This is a genomic window from Acinetobacter towneri DSM 14962 = CIP 107472 (assembly GCF_000368785.1).
In the GTDB taxonomy this organism is placed as follows: Bacteria; Pseudomonadota; Gammaproteobacteria; order Pseudomonadales; family Moraxellaceae; genus Acinetobacter; species Acinetobacter towneri.
Genome location: NZ_KB849690.1, coordinates 400,198 through 423,619 on the forward strand (window position 1 = coordinate 400,198; position 23,422 = coordinate 423,619).

At 41.7% G+C, this 23,422-nt stretch carries 16 protein-coding genes and 1 pseudogene; 8 read left to right on the plus strand and 9 right to left on the minus strand.

Annotated features, from left to right (window positions below):
* Positions 1-65 precede the first annotated feature (65 nt).
* Positions 66-839: an IS21-like element ISEc57 family helper ATPase IstB gene (istB, locus tag F947_RS09245; RefSeq protein ID WP_004972895.1), complete on the plus strand. Its 774-nt coding sequence runs from the start codon at positions 66-68 to the stop codon at positions 837-839.
* A gap of 73 nt (positions 840-912) precedes the next feature.
* Here the strand turns inward: istB and F947_RS09250 are convergent.
* Together F947_RS09250 and F947_RS09255 are read right to left on the minus strand one after the other, a co-directional pair.
* Positions 913-1,320: pseudogene (locus F947_RS09250) on the minus strand (TonB-dependent receptor plug domain-containing protein); the annotation flags it as partial.
* 293 nt (positions 1,321-1,613) lie between these two features.
* A complete protein-coding gene (locus F947_RS09255; RefSeq protein ID WP_004974851.1) occupies positions 1,614-3,752 on the minus strand; it encodes a TonB-dependent receptor domain-containing protein in 2,139 nt (712 codons plus the stop codon).
* 265 nt (positions 3,753-4,017) lie between these two features.
* Here F947_RS09255 and tig point away from each other — a divergent pair, with 265 nt between their 5' ends.
* The 4 genes from tig (at position 4,018) to F947_RS09275 (ending at position 8,394) form a co-directional block, all read left to right on the plus strand.
* Complete coding sequence (tig, locus tag F947_RS09260; RefSeq protein WP_004974853.1) at positions 4,018-5,349, plus strand: trigger factor; 1,332 nt, start codon at positions 4,018-4,020, stop codon at positions 5,347-5,349.
* A 190-nt stretch (positions 5,350-5,539) separates the two neighbouring features.
* Entirely contained in the window at positions 5,540-6,145 is a 606-nt protein-coding gene (gene clpP, locus F947_RS09265) for an ATP-dependent Clp endopeptidase proteolytic subunit ClpP (protein ID WP_004974855.1), read from the plus strand.
* A 29-nt stretch (positions 6,146-6,174) separates the two neighbouring features.
* Positions 6,175-7,485, plus strand: a complete 1,311-nt coding sequence (clpX, locus tag F947_RS09270; protein WP_004974856.1) for an ATP-dependent protease ATP-binding subunit ClpX — start codon at positions 6,175-6,177, stop codon at positions 7,483-7,485.
* Between the two features lie 192 nt (positions 7,486-7,677).
* Positions 7,678-8,394: a DUF2846 domain-containing protein gene (locus F947_RS09275; protein WP_004974859.1), complete on the plus strand. Its 717-nt coding sequence runs from the start codon at positions 7,678-7,680 to the stop codon at positions 8,392-8,394.
* Positions 8,395-8,502: 108 nt separating this feature from the next.
* On the opposite strand, the gene F947_RS09280 is transcribed toward F947_RS09275, so the two are convergent.
* Complete coding sequence (locus F947_RS09280; protein WP_004974861.1) at positions 8,503-10,029, minus strand: fumarate hydratase; 1,527 nt, start codon at positions 10,027-10,029, stop codon at positions 8,503-8,505.
* A 236-nt stretch (positions 10,030-10,265) separates the two neighbouring features.
* On the opposite strand from F947_RS09280, the gene F947_RS09285 reads away from it, so the two are divergent.
* Positions 10,266-10,877, plus strand: coding sequence for a class I SAM-dependent DNA methyltransferase (locus F947_RS09285; protein ID WP_026438429.1), 612 nt, complete (start codon positions 10,266-10,268; stop codon positions 10,875-10,877).
* Between the two features lie 114 nt (positions 10,878-10,991).
* Here F947_RS09285 and pta read toward each other — a convergent pair whose 3' ends face one another.
* From pta to F947_RS09305, 4 genes are all read right to left on the minus strand, one after another.
* Complete coding sequence (gene pta / locus F947_RS09290) at positions 10,992-13,133, minus strand: phosphate acetyltransferase (protein ID WP_004974865.1); 2,142 nt, start codon at positions 13,131-13,133, stop codon at positions 10,992-10,994.
* A 55-nt stretch (positions 13,134-13,188) separates the two neighbouring features.
* Complete coding sequence (locus tag F947_RS09295) at positions 13,189-14,403, minus strand: acetate/propionate family kinase (RefSeq protein ID WP_004974866.1); 1,215 nt, start codon at positions 14,401-14,403, stop codon at positions 13,189-13,191.
* Positions 14,404-14,743: 340 nt separating this feature from the next.
* Complete coding sequence (locus tag F947_RS09300; RefSeq protein WP_026438428.1) at positions 14,744-15,154, minus strand: hypothetical protein; 411 nt, start codon at positions 15,152-15,154, stop codon at positions 14,744-14,746.
* A gap of 186 nt (positions 15,155-15,340) precedes the next feature.
* Complete coding sequence (locus tag F947_RS09305) at positions 15,341-16,606, minus strand: glutamate-5-semialdehyde dehydrogenase (protein WP_026438427.1); 1,266 nt, start codon at positions 16,604-16,606, stop codon at positions 15,341-15,343.
* Positions 16,607-16,947: 341 nt separating this feature from the next.
* On the opposite strand from F947_RS09305, the gene F947_RS09310 reads away from it, so the two are divergent.
* A complete protein-coding gene (locus tag F947_RS09310) occupies positions 16,948-18,282 on the plus strand; it encodes an alpha/beta fold hydrolase (RefSeq protein ID WP_004974874.1) in 1,335 nt (444 codons plus the stop codon).
* Between the two features lie 59 nt (positions 18,283-18,341).
* Here F947_RS09310 and F947_RS09315 read toward each other — a convergent pair whose 3' ends face one another.
* Together F947_RS09315 and nagZ are read right to left on the minus strand one after the other, a co-directional pair.
* Positions 18,342-19,232, minus strand: coding sequence for a class I SAM-dependent methyltransferase (locus F947_RS09315; RefSeq protein ID WP_004974878.1), 891 nt, complete (start codon positions 19,230-19,232; stop codon positions 18,342-18,344).
* A gap of 526 nt (positions 19,233-19,758) precedes the next feature.
* The gene (gene nagZ / locus F947_RS09320) at positions 19,759-20,862 is read right to left on the minus strand and encodes a beta-N-acetylhexosaminidase (RefSeq protein ID WP_004974880.1); all 1,104 of its coding nucleotides are present in this window, start codon (positions 20,860-20,862) and stop codon (positions 19,759-19,761) included.
* A 194-nt stretch (positions 20,863-21,056) separates the two neighbouring features.
* Here nagZ and F947_RS09325 point away from each other — a divergent pair, with 194 nt between their 5' ends.
* Positions 21,057-23,261 (plus strand): carboxy terminal-processing peptidase, encoded by a 2,205-nt coding sequence (locus F947_RS09325; RefSeq protein WP_004974881.1) that lies wholly within the window; start codon positions 21,057-21,059, stop codon positions 23,259-23,261.
* The last annotated feature ends 161 nt before the right edge of the window (positions 23,262-23,422 follow it).

A 23,422-nucleotide genomic window follows, 5' to 3' on the forward strand; every position in this document is an offset into this window, starting at 1 on the left:
CTCATACCTCATGAGAGTGTTCAACACCCCTTATCAATCTATGATGAATTACTGGAGGTTTCTTAATGAATTTACAGTATGAGCGTATTGAACAGCTTTGCCGTCAGCTTGGTCTACAAACAGTGGCATCACAATGGTCACATCATGCACAACAAACCTTAGCAAAGGATGGCAATTATGCAGATTTCGTTGAAGCTATGCTATTACATGAATACACAGCCAAGCAGCAACGTAGTCAACAGATTCTTTTACAACTTTCAGGTCTTACTCAAATCAAAACGTTGGAGGCTTATGATTTTAATTATGCTTTAGGTGCTCCAAAGTCGCAGTTGCTTGAACTATTTAATTTAAGCTTTATTCCAAGAGCTGAAAATGTTGTATTTATTGGTGCAAGTGGTGTTGGGAAAACACATCTATCAATGGCTTTAGGCTATAAGGCAATTATGAATAATATTAAGACTAAGTTTATTACTGCAGCTGATTTAATGTTGCAACTTAGCCTAGCTTATCAACAAGGTAAATTAAAAAACTACATGCAACGTGTTGTACTTGCTCCAAAGTTATTGATTATCGATGAAATAGGATATTTACCATTTGGTCGTGAAGAAGCAAATTTATTTTTTAATGTTATTGCCAAGCGCTATGAAAAAGGCAGTACGATTTTGACCAGTAATTTACCATTTAGCCAGTGGTCTAAATCATTCGCAGATGATGTTACTTTGACAGCAGCAATGTTGGATCGTTTATTACATCATTGTCATGTTGTACAAATATCTGGGGAAAGTTATCGTCTAAAAGATAAAAAGAGAGTAGGAATTCAACCACAAATTGAGTCTTAATAAATCATCAAAGGGGTCAATTTTACTTTGCTGTTTTTAAGGTAAAAGGGGTCAGTTTTAAATTGCCGTTGACAATTGCGCCTAAATCTCGGACACCATCAACATAGGTCGAGGTTTGGGTGGAAAAACCACGCATTTGAAAGGCATCGCCAGCACTAGTATTGCCATTTTCTCCCAATTGTAGAGTAATGCCTGGTGTATTGCGTAAGGCTTCAACTAAGGACGTTGCGCCTTGTTCTTGTAGCATTTCTTTTTTAATCACAGAAATTGTTTGTGGGGTATCCAACAACGGCTGTGTATATTTTGCAGAACTTAAACGGTCTGCCTTGTATTTGCTTTCGGCTTCTGATTTAACCGTAATGGTGGGTAAGTGGGTGACGTCATCTTCAGGGCTTGCGGCATGTGCAAGTAGTGGAAGAGAGGCGGCTAAAGCCATCAGTTGCGCAGAGCGATTGTGTTTGCGGCTTTTGATCTGTGCCATTTATGGTATTTCCCTAAATGTAAACCAACAGGAGGCCACGCTTTATTCAGCGTTTTTAGTTCAAAATGAATAAAGTGTGAAGTTGTTGTTATGACGTCTATAACAATTGTTGCTAATTGTATTGAGAATCATTATCAACAACAATGTGCGGAACGGCACTTTTTTCTAATTCTTATTTGAAAATAATAATCATTATCAATATTTTTATTTAATAAAACGATGTGAACGTGAAAGGCTTGGGAGTAAAGACAGAAAACCCTGCCGAAGCAGGGTTTGAGATGAAGTTTTAAGACTTAGAAGTCATAAGAAACAGAGAGCCAGTAGTTACGACCTGCTAAATATGTACCTTCAGAACTGCGTCCGATAGATAGATATTTATATGCCTGTTGTGTATCACCATTGATATCGATGTAATCCATATTTTGGGTAAAGTCTTTATCTAGTAAGTTGTTTACCGCAGCATTAATACGAATGTGATCGTTAAATTGATAGCTTGTGCCTAAGTTAAAGAGGTTATACCCAGAGAACTCATTATTTGTTTGTACTTCAATGCTTTGTGAGCCGGCATCTGTTGGTTTGGCAGTAAAGCGAGGGCGACCAGATTGGTACTCATGTTGTAACCAAATATCAAATGCATCATTAATATGCCAAGTTGAAGTCAAGTTAAGTAAATGTTTAGCAGTTGATTCTAAAGCATACCCTTTATCATCACCTTTGGTGATTTCTGATTCTGTAAAGGTGTAGGAGGCTTTGATATCCCATTCTGGGATAATTTGGTACTGCAATGAAGTTTCTAATCCGTAAATTTCTGCTTCATCAGCATTAAAGCTTTTACTAAAAGAGGTAACTTTGTTGCTGAAGTTAGAACAGTTATTGGTTTGACAGCTAAATGTTTTAGAAATAATTTTATCTTCAACTTGGTTGAAGAATGCTGTTGCCGTTAAATTTAAAGCATCAGTCGGTTGATAATTAAAACCAAGTTCATAGTTGACTGAAGTTTCTGGATCTAGATCAGGATTTCCGAGACTTGGTGTTGCACCTTGTCCACTATAACCATTGATACCGTTATACAAATCTTTGGCTGATGGAGTTTTATAGCCTGTGCTGACGCCTCCTTTAATCGTTAAGTCATCAGTTGTATTCCATACTAAATATGCGCGCGGGCTAAACTGTCCACCAAAACCACTGTGATCCTCAAAGCGTCCACCAAAGGTAAAATAAAGGTTATCTCTTAATTGCCATTCATCTTCAGCATACAGTGACCAAGTATCTTGAGTAAATTCTTTACCAATGCCTGCGATATCATCTGCAATAGTAGTGTCTTTATATTCGGTGCCAATAGTGAGTTTGTGGTTCGCAATTGGAGTGACTAAATGTGAGTCAAAGACTAAATCAGTATTTTCTAATTTGCGGGGTTGTCCTGCAAGTGCTGGAAATGCATCCGTTGGAATGGTGCGTCCTTTAGTCTCAGTTGTATTCTGACTGATATAAGTTTTCCACAAACCGAAGTTATATTGTCCATCATGACCTGCAGCAATTTGAATACGATTAAACTCAAGTTCATCTTCATATCCTGCAATACCGCCACGAGAAATGAAGTTACCCAAACGTTGATCTGAATTGTCATATTTTTGAGTTGATGAAAAACCATCGATCCAAAAAGAGTTTTGATCATCAAGTTTAAAGTCTAATTTTGCACCGATATCATAATTATCAGCTTTGCTTGGGCGTGGGTCACGACCTGTTGAACCCTGAATACGCTCTGAACGTTGACGGTCTAAATAGCTGCCACGTAGTTGCAAACCTAAACGGTCATTGATCAGTGGTCCATTGACGACAAAACTGGTTTTCCATGAGTCTGCTTCGGCATTACTTTCCATGACATTACCGCTGACAGTGACATTCCCATTCCACTCATCAGACACTTTTTTGGTAATGATATTGATCACACCACCCATCGCTTCTGAGCCATAGCGAGTAGCCATAGGTCCACGAATCACTTCAATTCTTTCGATTGCAGCCAGTGGGGGTAAAAATCCGTTTGATGTTTCTCCAAAACCATTTGGGGTAACATCTGAAGAGGTAGTTTGACGACGACCATCAATTAAAATTAAGCTGTAATCATTTCCAAGACCACGCATTTTTATATTTAGACCAGAGGTTTTACCGACACCAGAACGTATATCGATACCAGGAACATCTGCCAGTAAGTCTGCAATGCTGGTCGCATTTTTTTTCTCAATATCTTCTTTACTGACTATACTTATAGATGCGGGTGCATTTTTTAGCTCTTGTTCAAAACCTGCCGCTGAAACCACAATTGTGGAAAGTTGGTGGGTTGAAGTCGCATCGGTAGAGGTATTTGCGAAAACAGCAGTAGAGGTTGCCCCAAGTAATGCAAGACACAGCGGGTGTAGGTTGAACTTAGCCATAAAATTATATCTCTAATATGAATCAATGATCCTAATTTAGACCTATATGGTAATTAGAATCATTCATGAAGGAGTTGGCTAATAATAATGATAAGGATTCTTATTTACAACAAGAAATATACACAAAGTTGAAAATTTACAGAAAATAGCGCTCCGATTAAAAAAATTCAGTCGAGATCAGAACGTATTTTGTATATCCTTTAATGTTGTCATATAATGTGGCACTTTTTTATAAACTGTTATTACTAACTATATCGAGGAAGCCATGCAAGTAACTTCTGAAGCGGTTTCGGGCGTTGCCCGTCGTTTAAATGTATCTGTACCGACGAGCCGTATTAACGAGCAGTTTGAAGCTCGCTTGAAACGCACTGCCAAAACTGTGAAGATCAACGGCTTCCGTCCAGGTAAAGTGCCTCTAAACGTTGTTCGTCGTGAATACGGTGCGGGTATTTATCAAGAAGTGGTCAACGACATTATTCGTGACACCGTGTTTGAAGCAATCCAACAAGAAAAAATCAATGCTGTGGGTATGCCAAACATCGAAAAAACTGAAATGAAAGACGACGCTTTAGTATATGAAGCGACTGTTGAAGTTTATCCAGAAGTTGAAGTGAAATTTGACGGTTTGGAAGTTGAACGCAAGTCTTCTGAAGTAAATGATAGCGATGTTGAACAAATGCTTGAAAACCTTCAAAAGCAACGTGCTTCTTGGGTTGAAACCAAAGGCATGGCGAAAAAAGACATGCAAGTGACTTTTGACTTTGAAGGCACTGTAGATGGCGAGAAGTTTGAAGGCGGTGAAGCTGAAGACTTTAAACTGGTACTTGGTTCTGGTCGCATGATTCCTGGTTTTGAAGATGGTATCGTGGGCATGAAAAAAGGCGAAGAGAAAGTGATTGATGTAACTTTCCCTGAAGACTACCAAGCAGCGAACCTTGCAGGTAAAGCAGCACAATTCAAAATCACATTGAAGCTGGTTGAAAAGCAAAAACTTCCAGAAATTGATGCTGAATTCCTACAAATCTTCGGTATTTCTGAAGAAGAAGGCGTAGAAAAGTTAAAAGCTGACGTTCGTAAAAACATGGAACGTGAAGTGAAAAACGGTTTACGTAACCAAGTAAAAGGTGCAACTTTTGATGCACTCGTTGCGGCAAACGAAGTTGAAATTCCGTCTGCAATGGTTGCTCAAGAAATTGACCGTCAACGTCAACAAATGATTCAGCAATTCACACAGCAGTTTGGTGCGCAAGGTGCAAAAGCATTTGACTCAAGCATGCTTCCAGATGAATTGTTCAAAGAACAAGCTGAAAAATCTGTAAAACTTGGCGTATTGGTTAGCAAAGTATTAGAAAATGCTAAACTTGAAGTAGATCAAGCGCGTGTAGATGCTTACATCGAAGACATGGCTTCTTCTTATGAAGATCCAAGCGAAGTGATTGAATACTTCAAAAACGACAAACAACAACGTTCACAAATTGAAGCTGTTGTTTTAGAAGACCAGGTTGTAGATCACATCTTAGCTTCTGCAAAAGTTACAGATACAACTGTAAGCTATGAAGACTTATTGAAAGAGCAGCAAGCTCGTCAACAAGGCTAATTTGCTTTGATACAAAAAGGCGCTTCGTGCGCCTTTTTTATTGCATCGCGGTTTTCAGTTTTTCAGAGATTGATCGCATTTAACTCAAAATATCTACGATTTAAGCCGTGAATATTTTGCAATTTAGACAATTATCCCTCATATTGTGAACATGAGTCGTGTCACAAGAATTTAGGAATAAATAACCATTATGTATGTTCCAACAATTGAAAATGCTTTAGTACCCATGGTGGTCGAACAATCATCTCGTGGTGAGCGTTCTTTTGATATTTATTCACGTCTTTTACGTGAACGTGTCATTTTCTTAACGGGTGAAGTCGAAGATAATATGGCCAACTTAATTGTGGCGCAGATGTTGTTTTTAGAAGCTGAGAACCCAGATAAAGATATTCACCTTTACATTAACTCACCAGGTGGTTCAGTGACTGCAGGTATGGCAATTTACGATACCATGCAATTTATTAAACCAGACGTCGTGACTTACTGTATGGGACAAGCAGCATCTATGGGTGCATTCCTGTTAAATGCAGGCGCAAAAGGTAAGCGTTACTGTCTTGAGAATGCCCGCGTTATGATTCACCAACCATTGGGTGGTTTCCGTGGTCAGGCATCAGATATTGAAATTCATGCGCGTGAAATTCTATTCATTAAAGAGCGTTTGAACCGTTTAATGGCAGAACATAGTGGTCAGGACTATGAAACTGTCGCAAGAGATACCGACCGTGACAACTTCATGACTGCGCAGGCAGCGAAGGAATACGGTCTTGTGGATGAAGTTTTAACAAAACGTCCATAAGTTTTAAAGATTGAGATATTGGAGTGACTATGTCCGAACATCCTCAGGGACAAAAACATTGTTCATTTTGCGGTAAAACGCAGTCTGAAGTCGGGAAGCTGATTGCAGGCGAGGACGCATACATCTGTAATGAATGTGTGGACGTATGCTTAGACTTGGTTCAGACCAGTCAACAAGTTGAGTCGGGTGATTGGGCAACACGTCCATTGCCAAAACCACATGAAATTCGTGCTGCGCTTGATCAGTATGTAATTGGTCAAGATACTGCGAAAAAAACCTTATCGGTTGCAGTATATAACCATTACAAACGCCTAAAAGTGAGCAATCAGGCGCATAAAGCAGGCGATGCTGTCGAAATCTCAAAAAGTAACATCATGTTGGTAGGTCCAACGGGTTCGGGTAAAACCTTACTTGCACAGACCTTAGCACGTCTATTAGATGTGCCTTTTGCAATGGCAGATGCCACGACTTTAACCGAAGCGGGTTATGTGGGTGAAGATGTCGAAAACATCGTGCAAAAGCTGTTGCAAAAAGCCGATTACGATGTAGAAAAAGCACAAAAAGGCATTATCTACATTGATGAAATTGACAAGATCACGCGTAAGTCTGAAAACCCATCAATTACTCGTGATGTGTCTGGTGAAGGTGTTCAGCAAGCCTTGCTCAAAATGATTGAAGGCACGGTGGCTTCTATTCCGCCTCAAGGTGGACGTAAGCATCCGCAGCAAGAATTCATTCAAATTGATACTTCAAATATCTTGTTTATTTGCGGTGGCGCATTCTCTGGTTTAGAGAAAATTGTGCAGCAACGCCAAGAAAAAGGCGGCATTGGTTTTACGGCAGACGTGAAGAAAAAAGATGAAGGCAAGAAATTGTCTGATTTATTTCGTCAGGTAGAAGCAACCGATTTGGTGAAATTTGGCTTAATTCCAGAGTTCATTGGTCGTTTGCCTGTAATTGCAACGCTAGACGAGCTAGATGAAGATGCATTGATGCAAATTCTGACCGAGCCGAAAAATGCCTTAACCCGTCAATATCAATACTTATTCGAGATGGAAAATGTCGATTTAGTCTTTGAAGATGCAGCATTACGTGCAGTGGCGAAAAAAGCCCTTGAACGTAATACAGGTGCGCGTGGTTTGCGTTCAATTCTGGAAAATGCCTTGCTCGAAACCATGTACGACTTGCCAAGCCGTACCGATGTTGGCACAGTGGTAGTGACTGAAGCGGTGATTGAAGAAGGTGCTAAACCTGAATTTCAGACCGAACGTCAGCCTCAAACAGAAGAACCTGCAGCAGAAAAAATTGACTTAAAAGTATTAGACAGCAAAACTGCTTAATACGCTATTCGTCTGAAACGTGCCGAAACGCTAGGTTTCGGCACGTTTTTTATTGTCAAAAAAATCAAGGCAGTGTTAATCTTAGACCTAGGCGTGGATGCCCATTATTCAAAACAACAATTGCAAAATGAATTTGCAGCGTGATTTCAAAAACGTGATTTACAAAAATAAGAAACGCAGTGAGGGATAGACATGCGTGGTGTCGCAATCTTGGTCGTGACCAGTTTAATGTTGCTGGGATGTCATGGCAAAAAAAACGTGGTGCAACAAACGCAACCACCTAGTACCTTAAAAGTTTTAGATTTAGAACAAAAACCTGGTTTTGTAGAACAACACCGTTTGGGCATGATGACCATTGGTGGTTGGGTCAATCAAAAACTAGGGCAAAATTTTAAACCTGTTCAGGCACAACATGCCGATGCTGCCATCGTGTATTTATATCGTCCAGATTCTAAATGGAATAGACAGGAAATTGTCGCGGCTAGTATGTTTATCAACAAACATCGGATTCCAAGTTTATTGCACAATCATTATTACTGGGTTGAACTGGCACCAGGTGCGTATCGTCTGAGTGTGAGCCGTCCTTTGGGGGCATTACATTTCCAAAAACCGAAGTATTTGGATTTTCAGGTGCAGGCAGGGCAGTCGTATTTTATTAAGTATGATGAAGAAAACCTAAGTACTCGCAAAGAAGTTTCTGGGCCTTTAATGCTCATGCCTGCAAGTACGGCACAACAGGAAATTGCATTTACTCAACTAAAAACAGAAAGCTATAACTTTGTCGCGGAAGATCAAACCACAGGCAAGTTGCGTAAAAAGCCACAAAAAATCAAGCATGAAAAATATGACCCTGCAGAAGATGTACATTTAACCCAACCCTTTAAATTGTGGGATCCGAGAACGTGGTAAAGGCTTGTATCTTTATCTCGCGCATCGCTTTCATTCATTTCTAACACGCATAAAAAAGCACCCTAAATTTGGGTGCTTTTTGGTTTGGCTTATTGCTAAATTGGAATATTATTCTGCTGCTGCATCTACAACAGGAATTTTGCCAATTTTAGCTTGCCAGATTTTTGGTGCAATCGCGTGGATCGATGTACCGTTGACATCAACTGCAACAGACACAGGCATATCTTCCACTTTGAATTTGTAGATCGCTTCCATACCTAAGTCTTCAAAAGCAACCACTTCTGCTTCACGTACTGCTTTAGATACGAGGTAAGCTGCACCACCTACTGCCATGAGGTAAGTCGCTTTGTGGTCTTTGATCGCTTCAATGGCTGCAGGACCACGATCTGCCTTACCAATCATACCGAACAAACCAGTGTGTTCTAAGACTTGGCGGGTGAATTTGTCCATACGGGTTGCCGTTGTTGGACCTGCAGGGCCAACGACCTCATCACCAACAGGATCGACAGGGCCAACGTAGTAAATGAATTTGCCTTTTAAGTCGACTGGTAATTCTTCACCATTGTTGATCATGTCGACCATGCGCTTATGTGCAGCATCACGACCTGTGTAAATCGTACCGTTTAATAACAACGTATCGCCCGGCTGCCAAGAGTTCATTTCTTCTTGAGTAATGTTGTCTAAATCTACACGTTTAGATTTAGAAGAATCCCAAGTTACTTCTGGGTAGTCTTCAAGTTTAGGTGCTTGAATATGGGCTACACCTGAACCATCTAACTGGAAGTGTGCGTGACGAGTTGCAGCACAGTTTGGAATCATACCCACTGGTTTGCCTGCAGCGTGGCAAGGGTAGTCTTTAATTTTAATATCAAGAACCGTCGTTAAGCCGCCCAAACCTTGTGCGCCAATACCAAGAGCATTCACTTTCTCGAAGATCTCGATACGGAGTTCTTCCATTTTGTTTTGTGGACCGCGACGTAATAATTCGTCCATGTTGATTTCTTCCATAAGTGCTTCTTTTGCAAGCATCATGGCTTTTTCAGCAGTACCACCAATACCAATACCGAGCATACCCGGTGGACACCAGCCTGCACCCATAGTTGGAACAGTTTTAAGTACCCAATCTACAATTGAGTCAGATGGGTTCAACATCGCCAATTTAGATTTGTTTTCTGAACCGCCACCTTTGGCAGCAACTGTAATATCTACTTTGTTACCCGGAACGAGTTTGTAGTGAATTACTGCAGGGGTGTTGTCTTTGGTGTTTTTACGACCAAATGCAGGATCAGCCAATACCGATGCACGAAGTACGTTTGAGTTTTCTAGGTAACCTTGACGTACACCTTCGTTGATTGCATCGTCCAAGCTCATCGTTAAATCAAATTTAACGTCTAAACCCACTTCAAGGAATACGTTTACGATACCAGTATCTTGACAGATTGGACGATGACCTTCTGCACACATACGTGAGTTAATTAAGATCTGTGCAATCGCATCTTTCGCAGCTTTGTTTTCTTCACGATCATAAGCACGGCTCATCGCTTGGATGAAGTCTTGTGGATGATAGTAGGAAATGAACTGAAGCGCGTCTTTGATCGAAGTGATCAAGTCATCTTGCTTGATAATAGTTGTCATATCAAAAATCTCTTGAGCGGGCGGATAGCTAGCGGGCTAAATTATAAGATAAAATGCAGCGATTGTGGGCACTTTGATCAAGCTTTGGGCGAAAGTTTAATATCAGTCGTTAGCTTGAGAGAATTTGTGAAATATCCATAAAATTATGTCGTCAAAACGGGCCATGATTTTGCTGTTTTGTTGGTGCAAATTCAGCTATGTTCAAAGACTTCTTTGGAATGATGTTTGGGGTAAATATGAATGATCACACGCATTTAGCTGCTCAGATTATCCCCATTTATCAACGGCATGCAAAAGCGTGGACAGACTTGCGCGGTCAGTTGTTATATGAAAAAACTTGGCTGGATCGTTTTCTTGCTTATTTGCCTGCGCAGGCCAAAATATTAGATTTGGGCTGTGGTTCGGGGCGTCCTATTGCTGCATATCTATTACAGCATGGGCATCAACTTACAGGAGTAGATAGCGCAGACAGCATGCTGGAGATGGCACGTGAACATTTTCCTGAACAGTGCTGGATTGAAGCCGATATGCGCTCAGTGAACTTGAATCGGTGCTTTGATGGTATTTTGGCGTGGGATAGCTTTTTTCATTTAACGCCAAACGATCAGCGCTGCATGTTCGAGAAATTTGCGCAATGGTCTACCGCCAATACAGTTTTAATGTTTAGCAGTGGACCTGCTGCGGGTGAGGCGATTGGGGAAATGTTTGGTGAAGCACTTTATCACGCCAGTTTGTCGCAGGATGAATATCGGCAATTGTTAAAAGATTATGGCTTTAAAGTTGTGAAAATGCTCGCGGAAGATCAGGACTGTGCAGGGCATACGGTGTGGTTGGTGCAGAGGTTTTAAAAATAGATTGGATGGAGCTAATCAATTTTTGTAGTGATCTGTGAATCTACAGTGTGGAATAAAAAAACCACCCAATTTTTCAATCAGGTGGTTTGTAAAACTTAACTTTACGAATTATTGAGCTGCTTGTTGCTCTGCCTGAATCGCAGTCAATGCAATCGTGAACACAATGTCATCTACCAATGCACCACGTGACAAGTCATTCACTGGCTTGTTCAAGCCTTGTAGCATTGGGCCAACACTCACCACGTTAGCAGAACGCTGTACTGCTTTATACGTCGTGTTACCTGTGTTCAAGTCAGGGAAAATGAACACATTGGCGCGACCTGCAACTTGAGAGTTTGGTGCTTTAGAGCGACCAACACTTTCAACCGATGCTGCATCGTACTGTAATGGGCCATCAATCAGTAAGTCAGGACGACGTTGTTTCGCAATTTCAGTCGCTTTCGCTACTTTTTCTACGTCAGCACCTGCACCCGAAGTACCAGTTGAGTAAGAAATCATGGCAATACGTGGGTCAATACCAAACGCTTTTGCAGAGTCAGCAGATTGAATCGCAATTTCAGCCAATTGTTCAGCATCTGGGTCTGGGTTAATCGCACAGTCACCGTACACATATACTTCATCTGGTAACAGCATAAAGAATACTGAAGATACCAATGAATAATCAGGTGCAGTTTTAATGAGCTGGAATGCGGGACGAACTGTATTGGCTGTAGTATGCACAGCACCAGACACCAAACCATCAACCTGATCAAGTGCTAACATCATCGTACCTAATACGACAGTGTCTTGCAGCTGTTCACGTGCTTGATCGTCAGTAAGTTTGCCTTTACGCATCGCAACCATTTTTTCGACATAGTTTTCACGAATCAAGTCAGGATCAATGATTTCTAAGTCGTGTGGAAGCTCAATACCGCGTGCTTTGGCAACATCGACTACCGCTTCTGGTTTTGCCAATAATACGCAGTGGGCAATACCACGTGATTGACAAATCGCTGCAGCTTGAACGGTACGTGGCTCATCACCCTCTGGAAGCACGATACGTTTTTTCGCTGCAATAGATTTTTGCACCAATTCATGGCGGAACGCAGAAGGCGATAAACGTGGTTTATGCGTATCGCTGATTAATTGGGTTAACCATTCTGCATTGATGTGACTGGCCACAAAGCGGGTAACTTGTTCTGCACGCTCAGTATCATCTACAGGAATTTCGTTGCTCAGGTTTAATAACTGTTGTGCAGTTTCAAAGGTGCTCAATTTAGTATGTAAAATTGGCAAGCCATTTTTCATTGCTGCTTGGCAGAACTCTAAAGCTTGTGCGCTTGGTGCTTGATGTTCAGTTAACACCAAACCTGCAAGTGGAATACCATTGCTGCTGGCTAAGCTACTGGCAAGCAATACATCGACACGGTCAGAACCACTGATAATCAGCTCGCCTGCAACGAATTTATGCATTTCGTGTTCAATATTCGATGCAATTAAGCTGCTGTGTAATACACGGCGCTGCGCTGCTTCACCTTGGTTAATCCATTCTGCAGAAATGTGTGCAGCCAAGTCCGACATGCGTGGCACACTTAAAGTATTGCTGAATGGCACCAAGCCAATCACTGGCATGCAATCTTTACCAATCATTGGATGTGTAGTTTGAATTTTGCTGACAAACTGGTTGGTGTCGCTAATTAAACGTAAGTTTGGATCAAGCGTAACAGGAATTTGTGCAGAATCTTCTGGTAAACCTTTGGTACGCATAAACAATACGCCCGCAGTACGCTCACAAGTTGCACCACCAAAGAAACGTAATTGATTGTCTACTTTTGACGCTGTTTTAACAGCATTGTTGATGTCGGCATTGCTGACAATAATGACTTTTGCATCAAGTGCTTTAGCCAAATTTGCATTCAATTCAGTTGCAAATGGATCACGTCCGTTTGGCAACACGCCTTCTACAATAATGATATCGTGATGTTTAGAAATTTCACGATGTAAACGAACTGCATCTTCAAGCAATTCGTCATTTTCATCATTTTTTAAACGCTCAGTCAGCGCAGTATAAGAAATCGGCTCAACTGTTTCATGCTTGAACAGGTGACGATACAACGCAGTTGTGCGGTCTGCTTCAGGTTGTAATTCTTGTGAAAAAGGCTTTAAGAAACCTGCTTTTACGCCTTGGCATTCCAAAGCGTAAATTAAACCTAAACATGCTGATGTTAAACCAACACCAATTTCTGTAGGAACCAAAAGTATTGTTTTCATAATTTTTTCTAAATCGTAAAGGGACTGATTGAAAGTGGCTGAGCACTACGATTGCTTAAGCAATCGCAGCGTCACATTCAGACTTTTTTGCAGCTGACTTTAGCTCCTCTGCAACTTGCGCAGTTTCTTTCGCAATACGGCCTTCTTCGTCAGTTGGTACAACCCAAATTTGTGGGCCTGTACCAGCATCGATACGACCTTCAGTACCACGTTTTAGGTTGTCGTTACGCTCTTTGCTGAAGTTGAAACCGAAGTGTGGTAAGTAAGATACTGTTTTTTCACGGATATAAGCAGAGTTTTCGCCAATACCACCAGTGAAGAACAAGCCGTCTAAGCGTGGTAAACCACAGCTAAGCGCAGCTAAAGATTTAGCTAAACGGTAGCAGAATACTTCAATGGCAAGCGTTGCATCTTCATTGCCTTGTTCAGATGCTTCAATTAAAGTACGCATGTCGTTCGATAAACCTGACAAGCCGAGTAAACCACTTTGGCTATTCAGCATTTTGTCAATTTTGTAGATGTCCCAACCCAAGTTGCTTGCAAGGAAGCTGTGTAAGCTTGGATCTACATCACCACTACGGGTACCCATCACCAAACCTTCAAGTGGGGTTAAGCCCATAGAAGTATCTACACTTTGACCATTCCAGATCGCACAAGTTGAGCTACCGTTACCCAAGTGAGCTGTTAACCAGCCACCTTGTTTAAAGCTGCCAGCCAATTCTGAACCACGCTCTGAAACATAAGCATGGCTTGTACCGTGGAAGCCATAACGACGTACGTTGTGGTCGGTATATAAGAATTTAGGTACTGCGTAACGGTAAGCGTGTGCAGGCATAGTTTGGTGGAATGCAGTATCAAATACAGCCACTTGCGGAAGCTCTGGGAACAAACGCATCGTTGCTTCAATACCCACCAAGTGTGCTGGGTTATGTAACGGAGCAAGCGGAGTTGCTTCACGAATACGTTGAACAATTTCTTCTGTTAATAATTCTGCTTTGGTCAAAGTACCGCCGTGTACAACGCGGTGACCAATGGCTTGAGGCTTATATTGAGATAAGCGACCAAGAATAGTTTCCAATGCTTTTTCATGGTCAGCATGTGGAATAGAAAGTTCGAGCGGCTCACCACCTGCGGTAATGCCTTTAATGCGCGCATCAGCAGAACCTAGATTTTCTGCCAAACCAAAGATACGATCTCCAACGCTTTCAGATACAAGCGCATATTTGATAGAAGAAGATCCGCAGTTAATCACTAATACTGATGTAGTCACTTTTATGTACCCGAATTCTAATTGAAGTTATCCCTAGTCAATCAAGCTGCATTGCAAGATATGGCAAACGGCAATCTATTGTGTTGCAATCTTGATCATTACGTATGTTTTATCATGGGTTTTTTATTGCTCCTAGATAGACTTTAGGAGATTAGACTTAAGCATTATCGACCATGAAATCAGAAATAATTAAAATTTATCAGCCCGAAACTTTCATTTTTTCATGAAATGATGGTCTAAAATTTCTGCTTAATTCCTGTTGTATTCTCTTAACATAGCACACTTCATTCTGCAGGCGAGTGGCAAACTGTTTTAAATTATTTCCTCAATCTTTGTCGGTTTATTTTGATTTGGCAGCGTATTTAATTTCCGACCAACGGACAATCACATAAGCAATCAGTGCCACCATAAAAAACACCAACATCATCCACGCCAAGCCTTGTAAGGTTTCAATAATGGTGCGGTAAATTTCCAATACCCAGCGTTCTTGCGTCAGTTCAATCACAATTCTTTTGTCATTTTCGGCATAGGTGAGTGGGGTAATGTATTTTTCCATATCGTAAATACGAATGCCTGAAGATGTGCCGACCACCATGCCTGCAAATTTGGTGTACTTTGCCCATGCTTCATGAATTGGGTCGTGGATGATACGCGCCAAAATTGCATTGATGGAGCTGGAAAACAGACGCATGACAATGAACGACACCAACAGTGCTAAAGCAAAGGTACTAATAATCAAATAATAAAACATAAGCATCGCCACTCTTTTTGATGATTTTTCTAATCTTGATGGTGTTTTTATTTTAAGTGAGCGTGAGGCAGAAATGTGTAGTGGAACTGTGTCTTAAAACAATGTCTAAAAAATAGAAGGGAATAATGTTCAGCTTCCTGTGAAACTGAACATTATATTTGGATATTGCAAAATTACAGATGGATTTTATTGGCGGATTTGACCATCGCCAAACACGATCCATTTTTGTGAGGTTAAACCTTCCAAACCGACAGGGCCACGGGTATGAATTTTATCGGTAGAGATTCCAATTTCAGCACCTAAACCATATTCAAAACCATCAGCAAAGCGTGTAGAAGCGTTAATCATGACTGAACTAGAATCTACCGCAGCCAAGAATTGACGCGCCAAACTAAAGTTTTCAGTAATAATGGCATCAGTATGATGTGAACCATATTTATTGATATGTTCAATTGCCTCATCAATTCCTGAAACCACTTTAACTGCCAAAATTGGGCCTAAATATTCGGTGTACCAATCTTCTTCGGTTGCTGTTTTAACACTTGTACCCAAAATCTTTTGGGTTGCAGGACAGCCGCGTAATTCGACTTGTTTTTCTGCATATAGCTCGGCAATACGTGGCAAGAATTGTGCGGCAACAGCCTCATCGACCAACAATGTTTCCATGGCATTACAGACGCCATAACGGTGAGTTTTTGCATTCAGGGCAATAGGCAGGGCTTTTTGTAAATCGGCCTGTGCTTCTACAAATACGTGACAGTTACCATCCAAATGTTTAATCACTGGAATACGCGCTTCATTGCTGATGCGTTCAATCAGACTTTTACCGCCACGTGGCACAATTACATCTACATATTCAGACATGGTAATTAATTGCCCAACGGCAGCACGGTTTGAGGTGTTAATCACTTGCACCGATGTTTCTGGCAAGCCTGATGCTTTTAAGCCGTGTTGAATCGCGGCAGCAATCGCTTGGTTAGATTCCAGTGCTTCAGAACCACCACGTAAAATAATCGCATTGCCTGATTTTAATGCCAAAGACGCAGCTTCAAGGGTTACGTTTGGACGTGATTCGTAAATCATGCCCACCACACCTAGCGGTACACGCATTTTGCCCAATTGAATACCAGATGGACGGTAAGCCATATCGGTAATTTCACCAATTGGATCCATGAGACCAATCACATCTTTCAGACCTTGTAACATGCCTTTAAAGCGTGCGGGATTAAGTTCTAAGCGATCAAGCAGTGCGCTATCCAAGTTGTTGTTACGACCTTTGGTCATATCAATTTGGTTGGCAGCTAAAATAGCGGACTCGCTATTTTCCAATGCCGTATAAATAGCCGATAACGCATTGTTTTTAGATTGGGTAGAAGCGCTTGCTAAGACACGAGAGGCTTGGCGTGCTTGTTGTCCTACCGTTTGCATATATTGTTCAATAGACTCTTGCATAGCGGTTTGATCACTTAGAAATTTCAACTCGATATTAACAGTCTGTGCCTGCACAATGAAGCGTCTCAGCGGAAAATCGACTAAATTGTTCAATCTTTTCATATTTTTCAATGCTTTCATCACAAAAATTAATATTTTGAAATGCTTTATGATTTAAAAGTAGATGAGCGGTCATAGAAAATGTTGCGTATAAAATCAGCACCTGTATAGAATGATGCGATAACGACATTGATGTCATTCACAACAATAAGCAGGATGCCCCTTTAATTCAGATAAGTGGGTAATCGTTCAATGACGAACACTTGCACAATAAAAATAAAATGCGCATGGAGGTAAGGAATATGAATTCCATGATCCAGATGGACACGGATGTACAGGACGCAAGTTCGCATGTCTGTTTTTTTGATATTTACGATAAACACAGCTTTAAACAACCCGCTCGTACCACTTGGATCAACGGCTGGAAAGTGGAATACATGGCAATTGCTCAGCCAGAAACCGCACATTTAACTCCAATTGTGATTATTGGTGGTGCATTCCAAAACTTTAATTCATATAAATATTGTGTCGAGCAGCTTTTTCGTGCAGGGCCAATCATTTTAATTGATATGCCATCTATGGGCGCCAATCAGCAAATGACCAATGTGGAAACAGGTGAGTCGGCAGGAACGCTAGAACTGCATGATTTAGGTCAGATGTTGGGTGATTGGCTGGATATTGTCGGCTTAGATAAAGTATCCGTCATGGGCATGTCATTGGGTTCGGTGGTGGCATCGTGTCTAGCAGATCAGCGTCCTGAATTGATTGATCGCATGATTTTAATGGGGGTTATGCAAAAGACCCGTAAAAGTTGGCGCATGTTGCTTGAAGAATCACTGCATTTAATGAAAGAGCAGCGCATGGATGAATTTGGTCAGGCGGTGATTTTATACTTGGTCAATCATGCCAAAATGGAACAAACTCGTATGTCACCGACTGCAAAGCGTTTGTTTTACCGACAAATGGCCGACTTTACCGCTACAGAGCAAGATCGCTACGATGTGAACTGCAACCGTTTATTGCGGTTAACCAATGTGCCTATTCCGCAATGTAAGGTTTTGGTGGCGTGTGGGCAATATGACAGTTTTACCTTGCCGCATGAAAATGCCAATTTTGCCTTACAGTGCCCGAACATGGAATTTGCCATGATTGCCAATGCAGATCATGTGCCGCAATTACAGCGCCGTAAAGAAACCATGAATTTATTTGCGACCTTTTTAAGCGATGAATCTATTCAGGACTTAGATGGCATTATTCCAATGACACGTGCGCAACTATTGACGATGGAACGCCGTGGAGAAGCGCGTATTCGGGTGCAAAATCCGCAAAGTCATTTGCAGTATCGTCATTCTGATTTGAAAATTGCCACGCACATTGTCGATTTAAACTTCTTTGGTGTATTGCTTGATTTTGAAAATGCTGCGTTGGCGGCACAAGCAGCACAGTTTGAACGAGATATGGCCTTAGAATTACAGGATGAGGAAGGCAGTTTTAGCATTGAATGTTTAATTTTTGAAAGCCAAGGGCAGCAACTACGCGCATTATTTAAGCATGGTAGTTTTGAGGTGGCAGAGCGTTTGTTGCGTTATGTGGAACGTCAAAAAGCGGCTGCACAAAATTTGGAATATGCCCGTTAGTAGATAAAATCAGTGCTTGGTTTAAAATTATCCAAAGAAAATAGAATCAAAATAGCGTGTTAAACCACGCTATTTTTTTTGTAGGCATGAACCATCCAGACTAAATCGCCTAAATGTTCTGCGGTTGTTTTTTCTAAAGAGCTGTTGGAAAAATACAGTTGTGGTTGTTGTAGCTGCACTTGCTCAAAACCTGCATTTTGAAAAAACTGAGTTAATTCCTGCGGAGATTGAAAGTGAAAGGTGAAAGCACTGCGTGACATAAATTTCAATAATCGGCTGCAGTTCCAAATAAAATTGGCGAGCTTGTTTTTGACGGGTTCAGGGTAAATATCGGTTAAATAATGCAGTTCTGGAAAGTCTTGGGTGTAGTTACACATGCCATTTAACAGCTGTTGTAGCATGTCTTTGCTGAAGTAGTTAATTAAACCTTCACTAATAATTACTAAGGGCTGCGAGTGATCAAAATATTCAAAGGCCTGTTGAAAGGATTCACTAAAAATATCGGCGGTGAGAACTTCAGGTGCGTCGTGGTCAATTTGTCGTAACGCTTGAGTTTTAATTTGCGCCATATCAGGCAAATCCAGTTCACGGTAATTCAGTTCAGGATATTTTTGTCGAAAGTTCCAGCTGCGTGGTGACAGCCCAGATGCAATTTCGAGCACTTGTAATTGCGGATGTTGCTGAATCAGTGCGGTTAAGTGTGCATCAATCATTTGGTGACGTTGTTTGAGGGTGCTGCGCATACTGCCGCCCACATGACGTTCTGCCCAGTTTTCTAAAGGATGTACCAATTTGGCTAAAAACTTGCCTTTTCGGGTCGCAAATACAGGATGTGAAATCCCCCTTTGATACCAGATATATCCCGTATAATGTGCGGTAAAAGAAATATGCCGATGTTTGGACAATGCAGTCGTGTCTGAGCGAGTTGGCTTGGCATCCGAGTTGTGCATTTCAGTCCTTTTTTCTGTCGTGATTTTGCTGTTCAGCAATGTTTTTGTCATTTTCGTATAGACCTTAATTGTTTGTATGGTGGTCGTTGTCTTTTTAGGCATGCTTTGACACTCAAGCTGCGGTGTCAGGCATATACTCAAAATAGAATAAGTTTATCATAATCAAAAAGGAATAAGCTGTCGTGTTCCTTTGTCGTATAAATGCTGTGAAAAAGTGAAGGCGTATAGGGTCTGTTGACATTTCATAAATGGCTTGCGCTGTAGGCTAAAACTGAGCAGATCAGGCATAAAACGCAGGGAATAGTGGACCTATTTTCAAGTTCCATAACGCAATCTGAGAAAGTTTTAGCCACAGCCTTTCAGGACGAGCATATTTTTTGCTGCTATTGCGTTATGTGCCAGTCATTTAGAATGACTAAATTTCCTGTCCCATGCCTTATATCAGCTAAAAAATCTTGCGAGATATATCTCTCACGTCGCAAACATAGACGAATTGTCAACAGACCCTAGTTAGTTTGTGGTGATCTCAAGTCGCAGCGTTTTTAGTGGTACTTGAATAATTGGTCGGGTCGTGACTAGTTTGTGCTGCCAGTAGCGCGGCACTTTGTTCTTTAAATACCAAGATACGATCACGGACGCTTCGCCATTCATCACCCAAGTCTAAAACTTCAGCAATGCTAAACTCTGCACTAAGCTCAGGGATTTTACCGCGCATGCGTTCTAAACGTGCCTGATTCGGCAAGGGTAAATCGGCAATCGCATTTAAAGCCAATCGTTGTGCAGCACGGTTGTTGCAGACCAATCCCATGTCACAGCCTGCAAGCAAAGCTGCATGAATACGTGCATCGGCATCGCCTGCTACACAAGCCGCCTGCATGCTTAAATCATCCGAAAAGAGTACACCATCATAGCCCAAGTCTTTGCGAAGCACTTGCTGTAACCAAAACTCAGAAAAACCTGCAGGGTTCGGATCGACCTGATCATAAATGACATGCGCAGGCATGAGCGCATCCAGTTGATTTTGCAGTTGGATAAAGGTTTGCATATCCTGTTGTTGAATTTCGGCAAAAGAACGTGAATCTATCGCGGCAGCAACGTGAGAGTCTGCTTTAACCGATCCATGTCCAGGAAAGTGTTTGCCTGTGGTTGCCATTCCTGCACGATGCATTCCACGTAAAAAAGCATCTGCCAAAGCAATAATATCGACAGGACGCGCAGCAAAAGCACGATCTCCAATGACATCACTGATGTCATTTAAATCTAAAACGGGTGCAAAACTAAAATCAATGCCTACGGCTAATACTTCGGTGGCCATCAACCAGCCACATTCTTCGGCTAAATCTAAGGCACGTTCAGGTTCGTTTTGGTATAACTCGCCAAATCTACCCATAGCAGGTAATAGGGTAAAACCTTGTTTTAAGCGTTGTACGCGTCCGCCTTCTTGATCGACTGCAATTAAAATATCAGGGCGCACCTGACGCATGTGGTCGGTCAAGGCGCGTACTTGCGCAGGAGATTGGATATTTCGGGCAAATAAAATGACTCCACCGACTTGCGGAGCGCTTAATAGTTCAATATCTTCTTGAGTAAGTTCTGTGCCAGCGATGTCGAGCATCAATGCGCCAATCATATTGGGTGTCCGTATTCGATTTTTATCAATAAAAAAACAATACCTGAATTCTGCAATGATTTGCTACATTTTGACAGCACAGATTATGATAAAACTACACGACAGACCCAAATTAAGTTGTATAAGATTTTGAATCTGCTCAATTCATTGTGAAAAGCAGAGATTGGTCAAAAACCAAGGACGTAAATATTTTTATGAAACTTCAAACCATCGCTTGTGCGGTTGCAATAGCAACTGGCGGTTTTTTCTTTTCTCACGCCATTAACGAGGCAATTGCAGCCAATAATACCGCTGTCGTTGCTAACAGTATTGTGCCGACGCAGGAACAAGCTTTGGTTTCGCGTCAATTGGCGACCTTGGTCGATCGTCAGCATTATTTAAATCAGCGTTTAGATGCCGCAACGTCGCAGCGCATTTTTGATTTTTATATCGACAGTTTAGACCCAGACCATACTTTGTTTTTGGCTAAAGAAGTTGAGCAATACCGCAAACAATATGCAGCAACATTTGGCGCTTCATTAAAAGCAGGCAATTTGGCGGGGCCGTATCAAATTCATGCACAGTATCGTGAACGCTTAAAACAGTTTTATCATTTCATGTTGGCAGAGCTGAAAAAACCACAAAATTTAAAACAGCCAAATGTTACGATTGAGACAGATCGGGAAAAAGCACCATTCTTTAATACTGAAGCAGAAATGCGTACACATTGGCAAAAAATGCTGGTGTCGCAGCTCATTAACCTGACCATTAGCAAAGAAGAAGAATTGGCAAAACAAAAAGCCATTAAAGATAACCCTGAATTGACCAATGGTCAGGATTTGGCAAGTCCAGAAGATTTGACTCCAGTGCAGACTTTAACCAAGCGTTATACCCGCCAGTTAGAGCGAATGGATCGTTTAAAGAGCGATGACGTGCTGGATAAAACTTTGAATGCGATGATGCTGACTTATGATCCGCACAGCAATTATTTCCCACCTGTTGATGCGATGGAGCTGAATCGTCAAACGACTTTGCAGCTTGAAGGGATTGGGGTGTCGATTCGTCCTGAACGAGGCAATGAAGACTACACTAAAATTGAAACCATTGTTGAAGGTGGCCCTGCCAGTAAAACAGGGCAGGTGAAATCGGGTGACCGCATTATTGGTGTGGCGCAAGATGGCGAAAAAATGGTGGATGTTGTGGGTTGGCCGAGCAATGAAATTGTGGGGCTGATTCGCGGTAAACGTGGCACCAAAGTCACTGTGCGTTTGTTGGGTGCGGGTGCGGCGATGAATCAGGCGCGTAATGTGACCATTGTGCGTGATGTGATTCAGGAAGAAGATGCGGGAGTTCGCTCACGAACGATTGACATCAAACGTGATGGTCAAACTTATACCTATGGTGTGATTGAAATTCCATCGTTTTATTTGAATTACCGTGCGCGTCGTGCAGGTAATGAATATCGCTCGGTGTCGGAGGATACCAACAATGCCCTGAAAAGTTTGGCGGCCAAAAATGTCGCAGGGATTATTGTCGATTTGCGTAACAACCCTGGCGGTTCATTGGAAGAAGTGGCACGTATGCTTGGGCAAGTAATCAAATCAGGCCCTGTGGTGCAAATTCGTGATGGCAATGGCAACGTGAGCGTATTTGAAGATGACGATGGTGGTGCACAGACTTATGCAGGCCCATTGGCAGTGATGATTAACCTTGCTTCTGCTTCGGCCAGTGAAATTTACTCTGCTGCAATTCAGGACTATCAGCGCGGGATTGTGATTGGTAGCACCACCACAGGTAAAGGTACAGCGCAGGTACAACTAGACACCTTAGCTTATGGGCAGGCGACCTTAACTCAACGTAAGTTCTACCGTATTACAGGTGGAAGTACCCAAAACAAAGGTGTGATTCCAGATATTAAACTGGTGGATATTTACAATGAGGAGTTTGGTGAGCGTAAAGCTAAAAATGCCTTGAAGTGGGATACCATTCCAACTGCGCCATTTAAGCGTGAAGGTTCAGTACAGCCGTACATCACCAAGTTGGGTCAATTGTCACAGCAACGTGTCACGCTTGATCCACAATTTCAATATTTGGAACAACGTAAGCAAATTGCCAAACAAACTGAAGATCGCAAAAGCATTGTGTTAGATATTGAACAACGCAGAGCAGAGTTGTTAGCTTTGGAGCAACAAACGCTGACTGCGGAAAACAAACGCCGTCAGGAAACAGGTTTGAAACCATTTGCTAATTGGGAAAGCTATCAGGCATCTATTGATGCTTTGGCAGAAGCGCGTGCCAAAATGAAAGCGGCACAACGCCCTGCTTTACCTGAGGAAGAAGCTTTTGTGATTGAAGCAGCGCAGGTGTTGCAAGACTATGCCATGTTACAAAAAGGTGTTTCTGAGCCGAATCAACCTTAAAACAATGTTAGAATCTTAATCAAATAGAACCAGCAGCGAAAAGTTGCTGGTTTTTTTCATCCTAAAGCGAAAAGTAAAGTGACAAGATGCATATAGCTTTGAGTCAGACAGCTATTTTTAGCAGTTTTGAATTGCCATTATTTCATGATGACATATTATAT

Coding starts and splice junctions, on each gene's coding strand:
- istB (WP_004972895.1), top strand. CDS start 66: ATGAATTTACAGTATGAGCGTATTGAACAGCTTTGCCGTCAGCTTGGT.
- F947_RS09255 (WP_004974851.1), bottom strand. CDS start 3,752: ATGGCTAAGTTCAACCTACACCCGCTGTGTCTTGCATTACTTGGGGCA.
- tig (WP_004974853.1), top strand. CDS start 4,018: ATGCAAGTAACTTCTGAAGCGGTTTCGGGCGTTGCCCGTCGTTTAAAT.
- clpP (WP_004974855.1), top strand. CDS start 5,540: ATGTATGTTCCAACAATTGAAAATGCTTTAGTACCCATGGTGGTCGAA.
- clpX (WP_004974856.1), top strand. CDS start 6,175: ATGTCCGAACATCCTCAGGGACAAAAACATTGTTCATTTTGCGGTAAA.
- F947_RS09275 (WP_004974859.1), top strand. CDS start 7,678: ATGCGTGGTGTCGCAATCTTGGTCGTGACCAGTTTAATGTTGCTGGGA.
- F947_RS09280 (WP_004974861.1), bottom strand. CDS start 10,029: ATGACAACTATTATCAAGCAAGATGACTTGATCACTTCGATCAAAGAC.
- F947_RS09285 (WP_026438429.1), top strand. CDS start 10,266: ATGAATGATCACACGCATTTAGCTGCTCAGATTATCCCCATTTATCAA.
- pta (WP_004974865.1), bottom strand. CDS start 13,133: ATGAAAACAATACTTTTGGTTCCTACAGAAATTGGTGTTGGTTTAACA.
- F947_RS09300 (WP_026438428.1), bottom strand. CDS start 15,154: ATGTTTTATTATTTGATTATTAGTACCTTTGCTTTAGCACTGTTGGTG.
- F947_RS09305 (WP_026438427.1), bottom strand. CDS start 16,606: ATGCAAGAGTCTATTGAACAATATATGCAAACGGTAGGACAACAAGCA.
- F947_RS09310 (WP_004974874.1), top strand. CDS start 16,948: ATGAATTCCATGATCCAGATGGACACGGATGTACAGGACGCAAGTTCG.
- F947_RS09315 (WP_004974878.1), bottom strand. CDS start 19,232: ATGCACAACTCGGATGCCAAGCCAACTCGCTCAGACACGACTGCATTG.
- nagZ (WP_004974880.1), bottom strand. CDS start 20,862: ATGATTGGCGCATTGATGCTCGACATCGCTGGCACAGAACTTACTCAA.
- F947_RS09325 (WP_004974881.1), top strand. CDS start 21,057: ATGAAACTTCAAACCATCGCTTGTGCGGTTGCAATAGCAACTGGCGGT.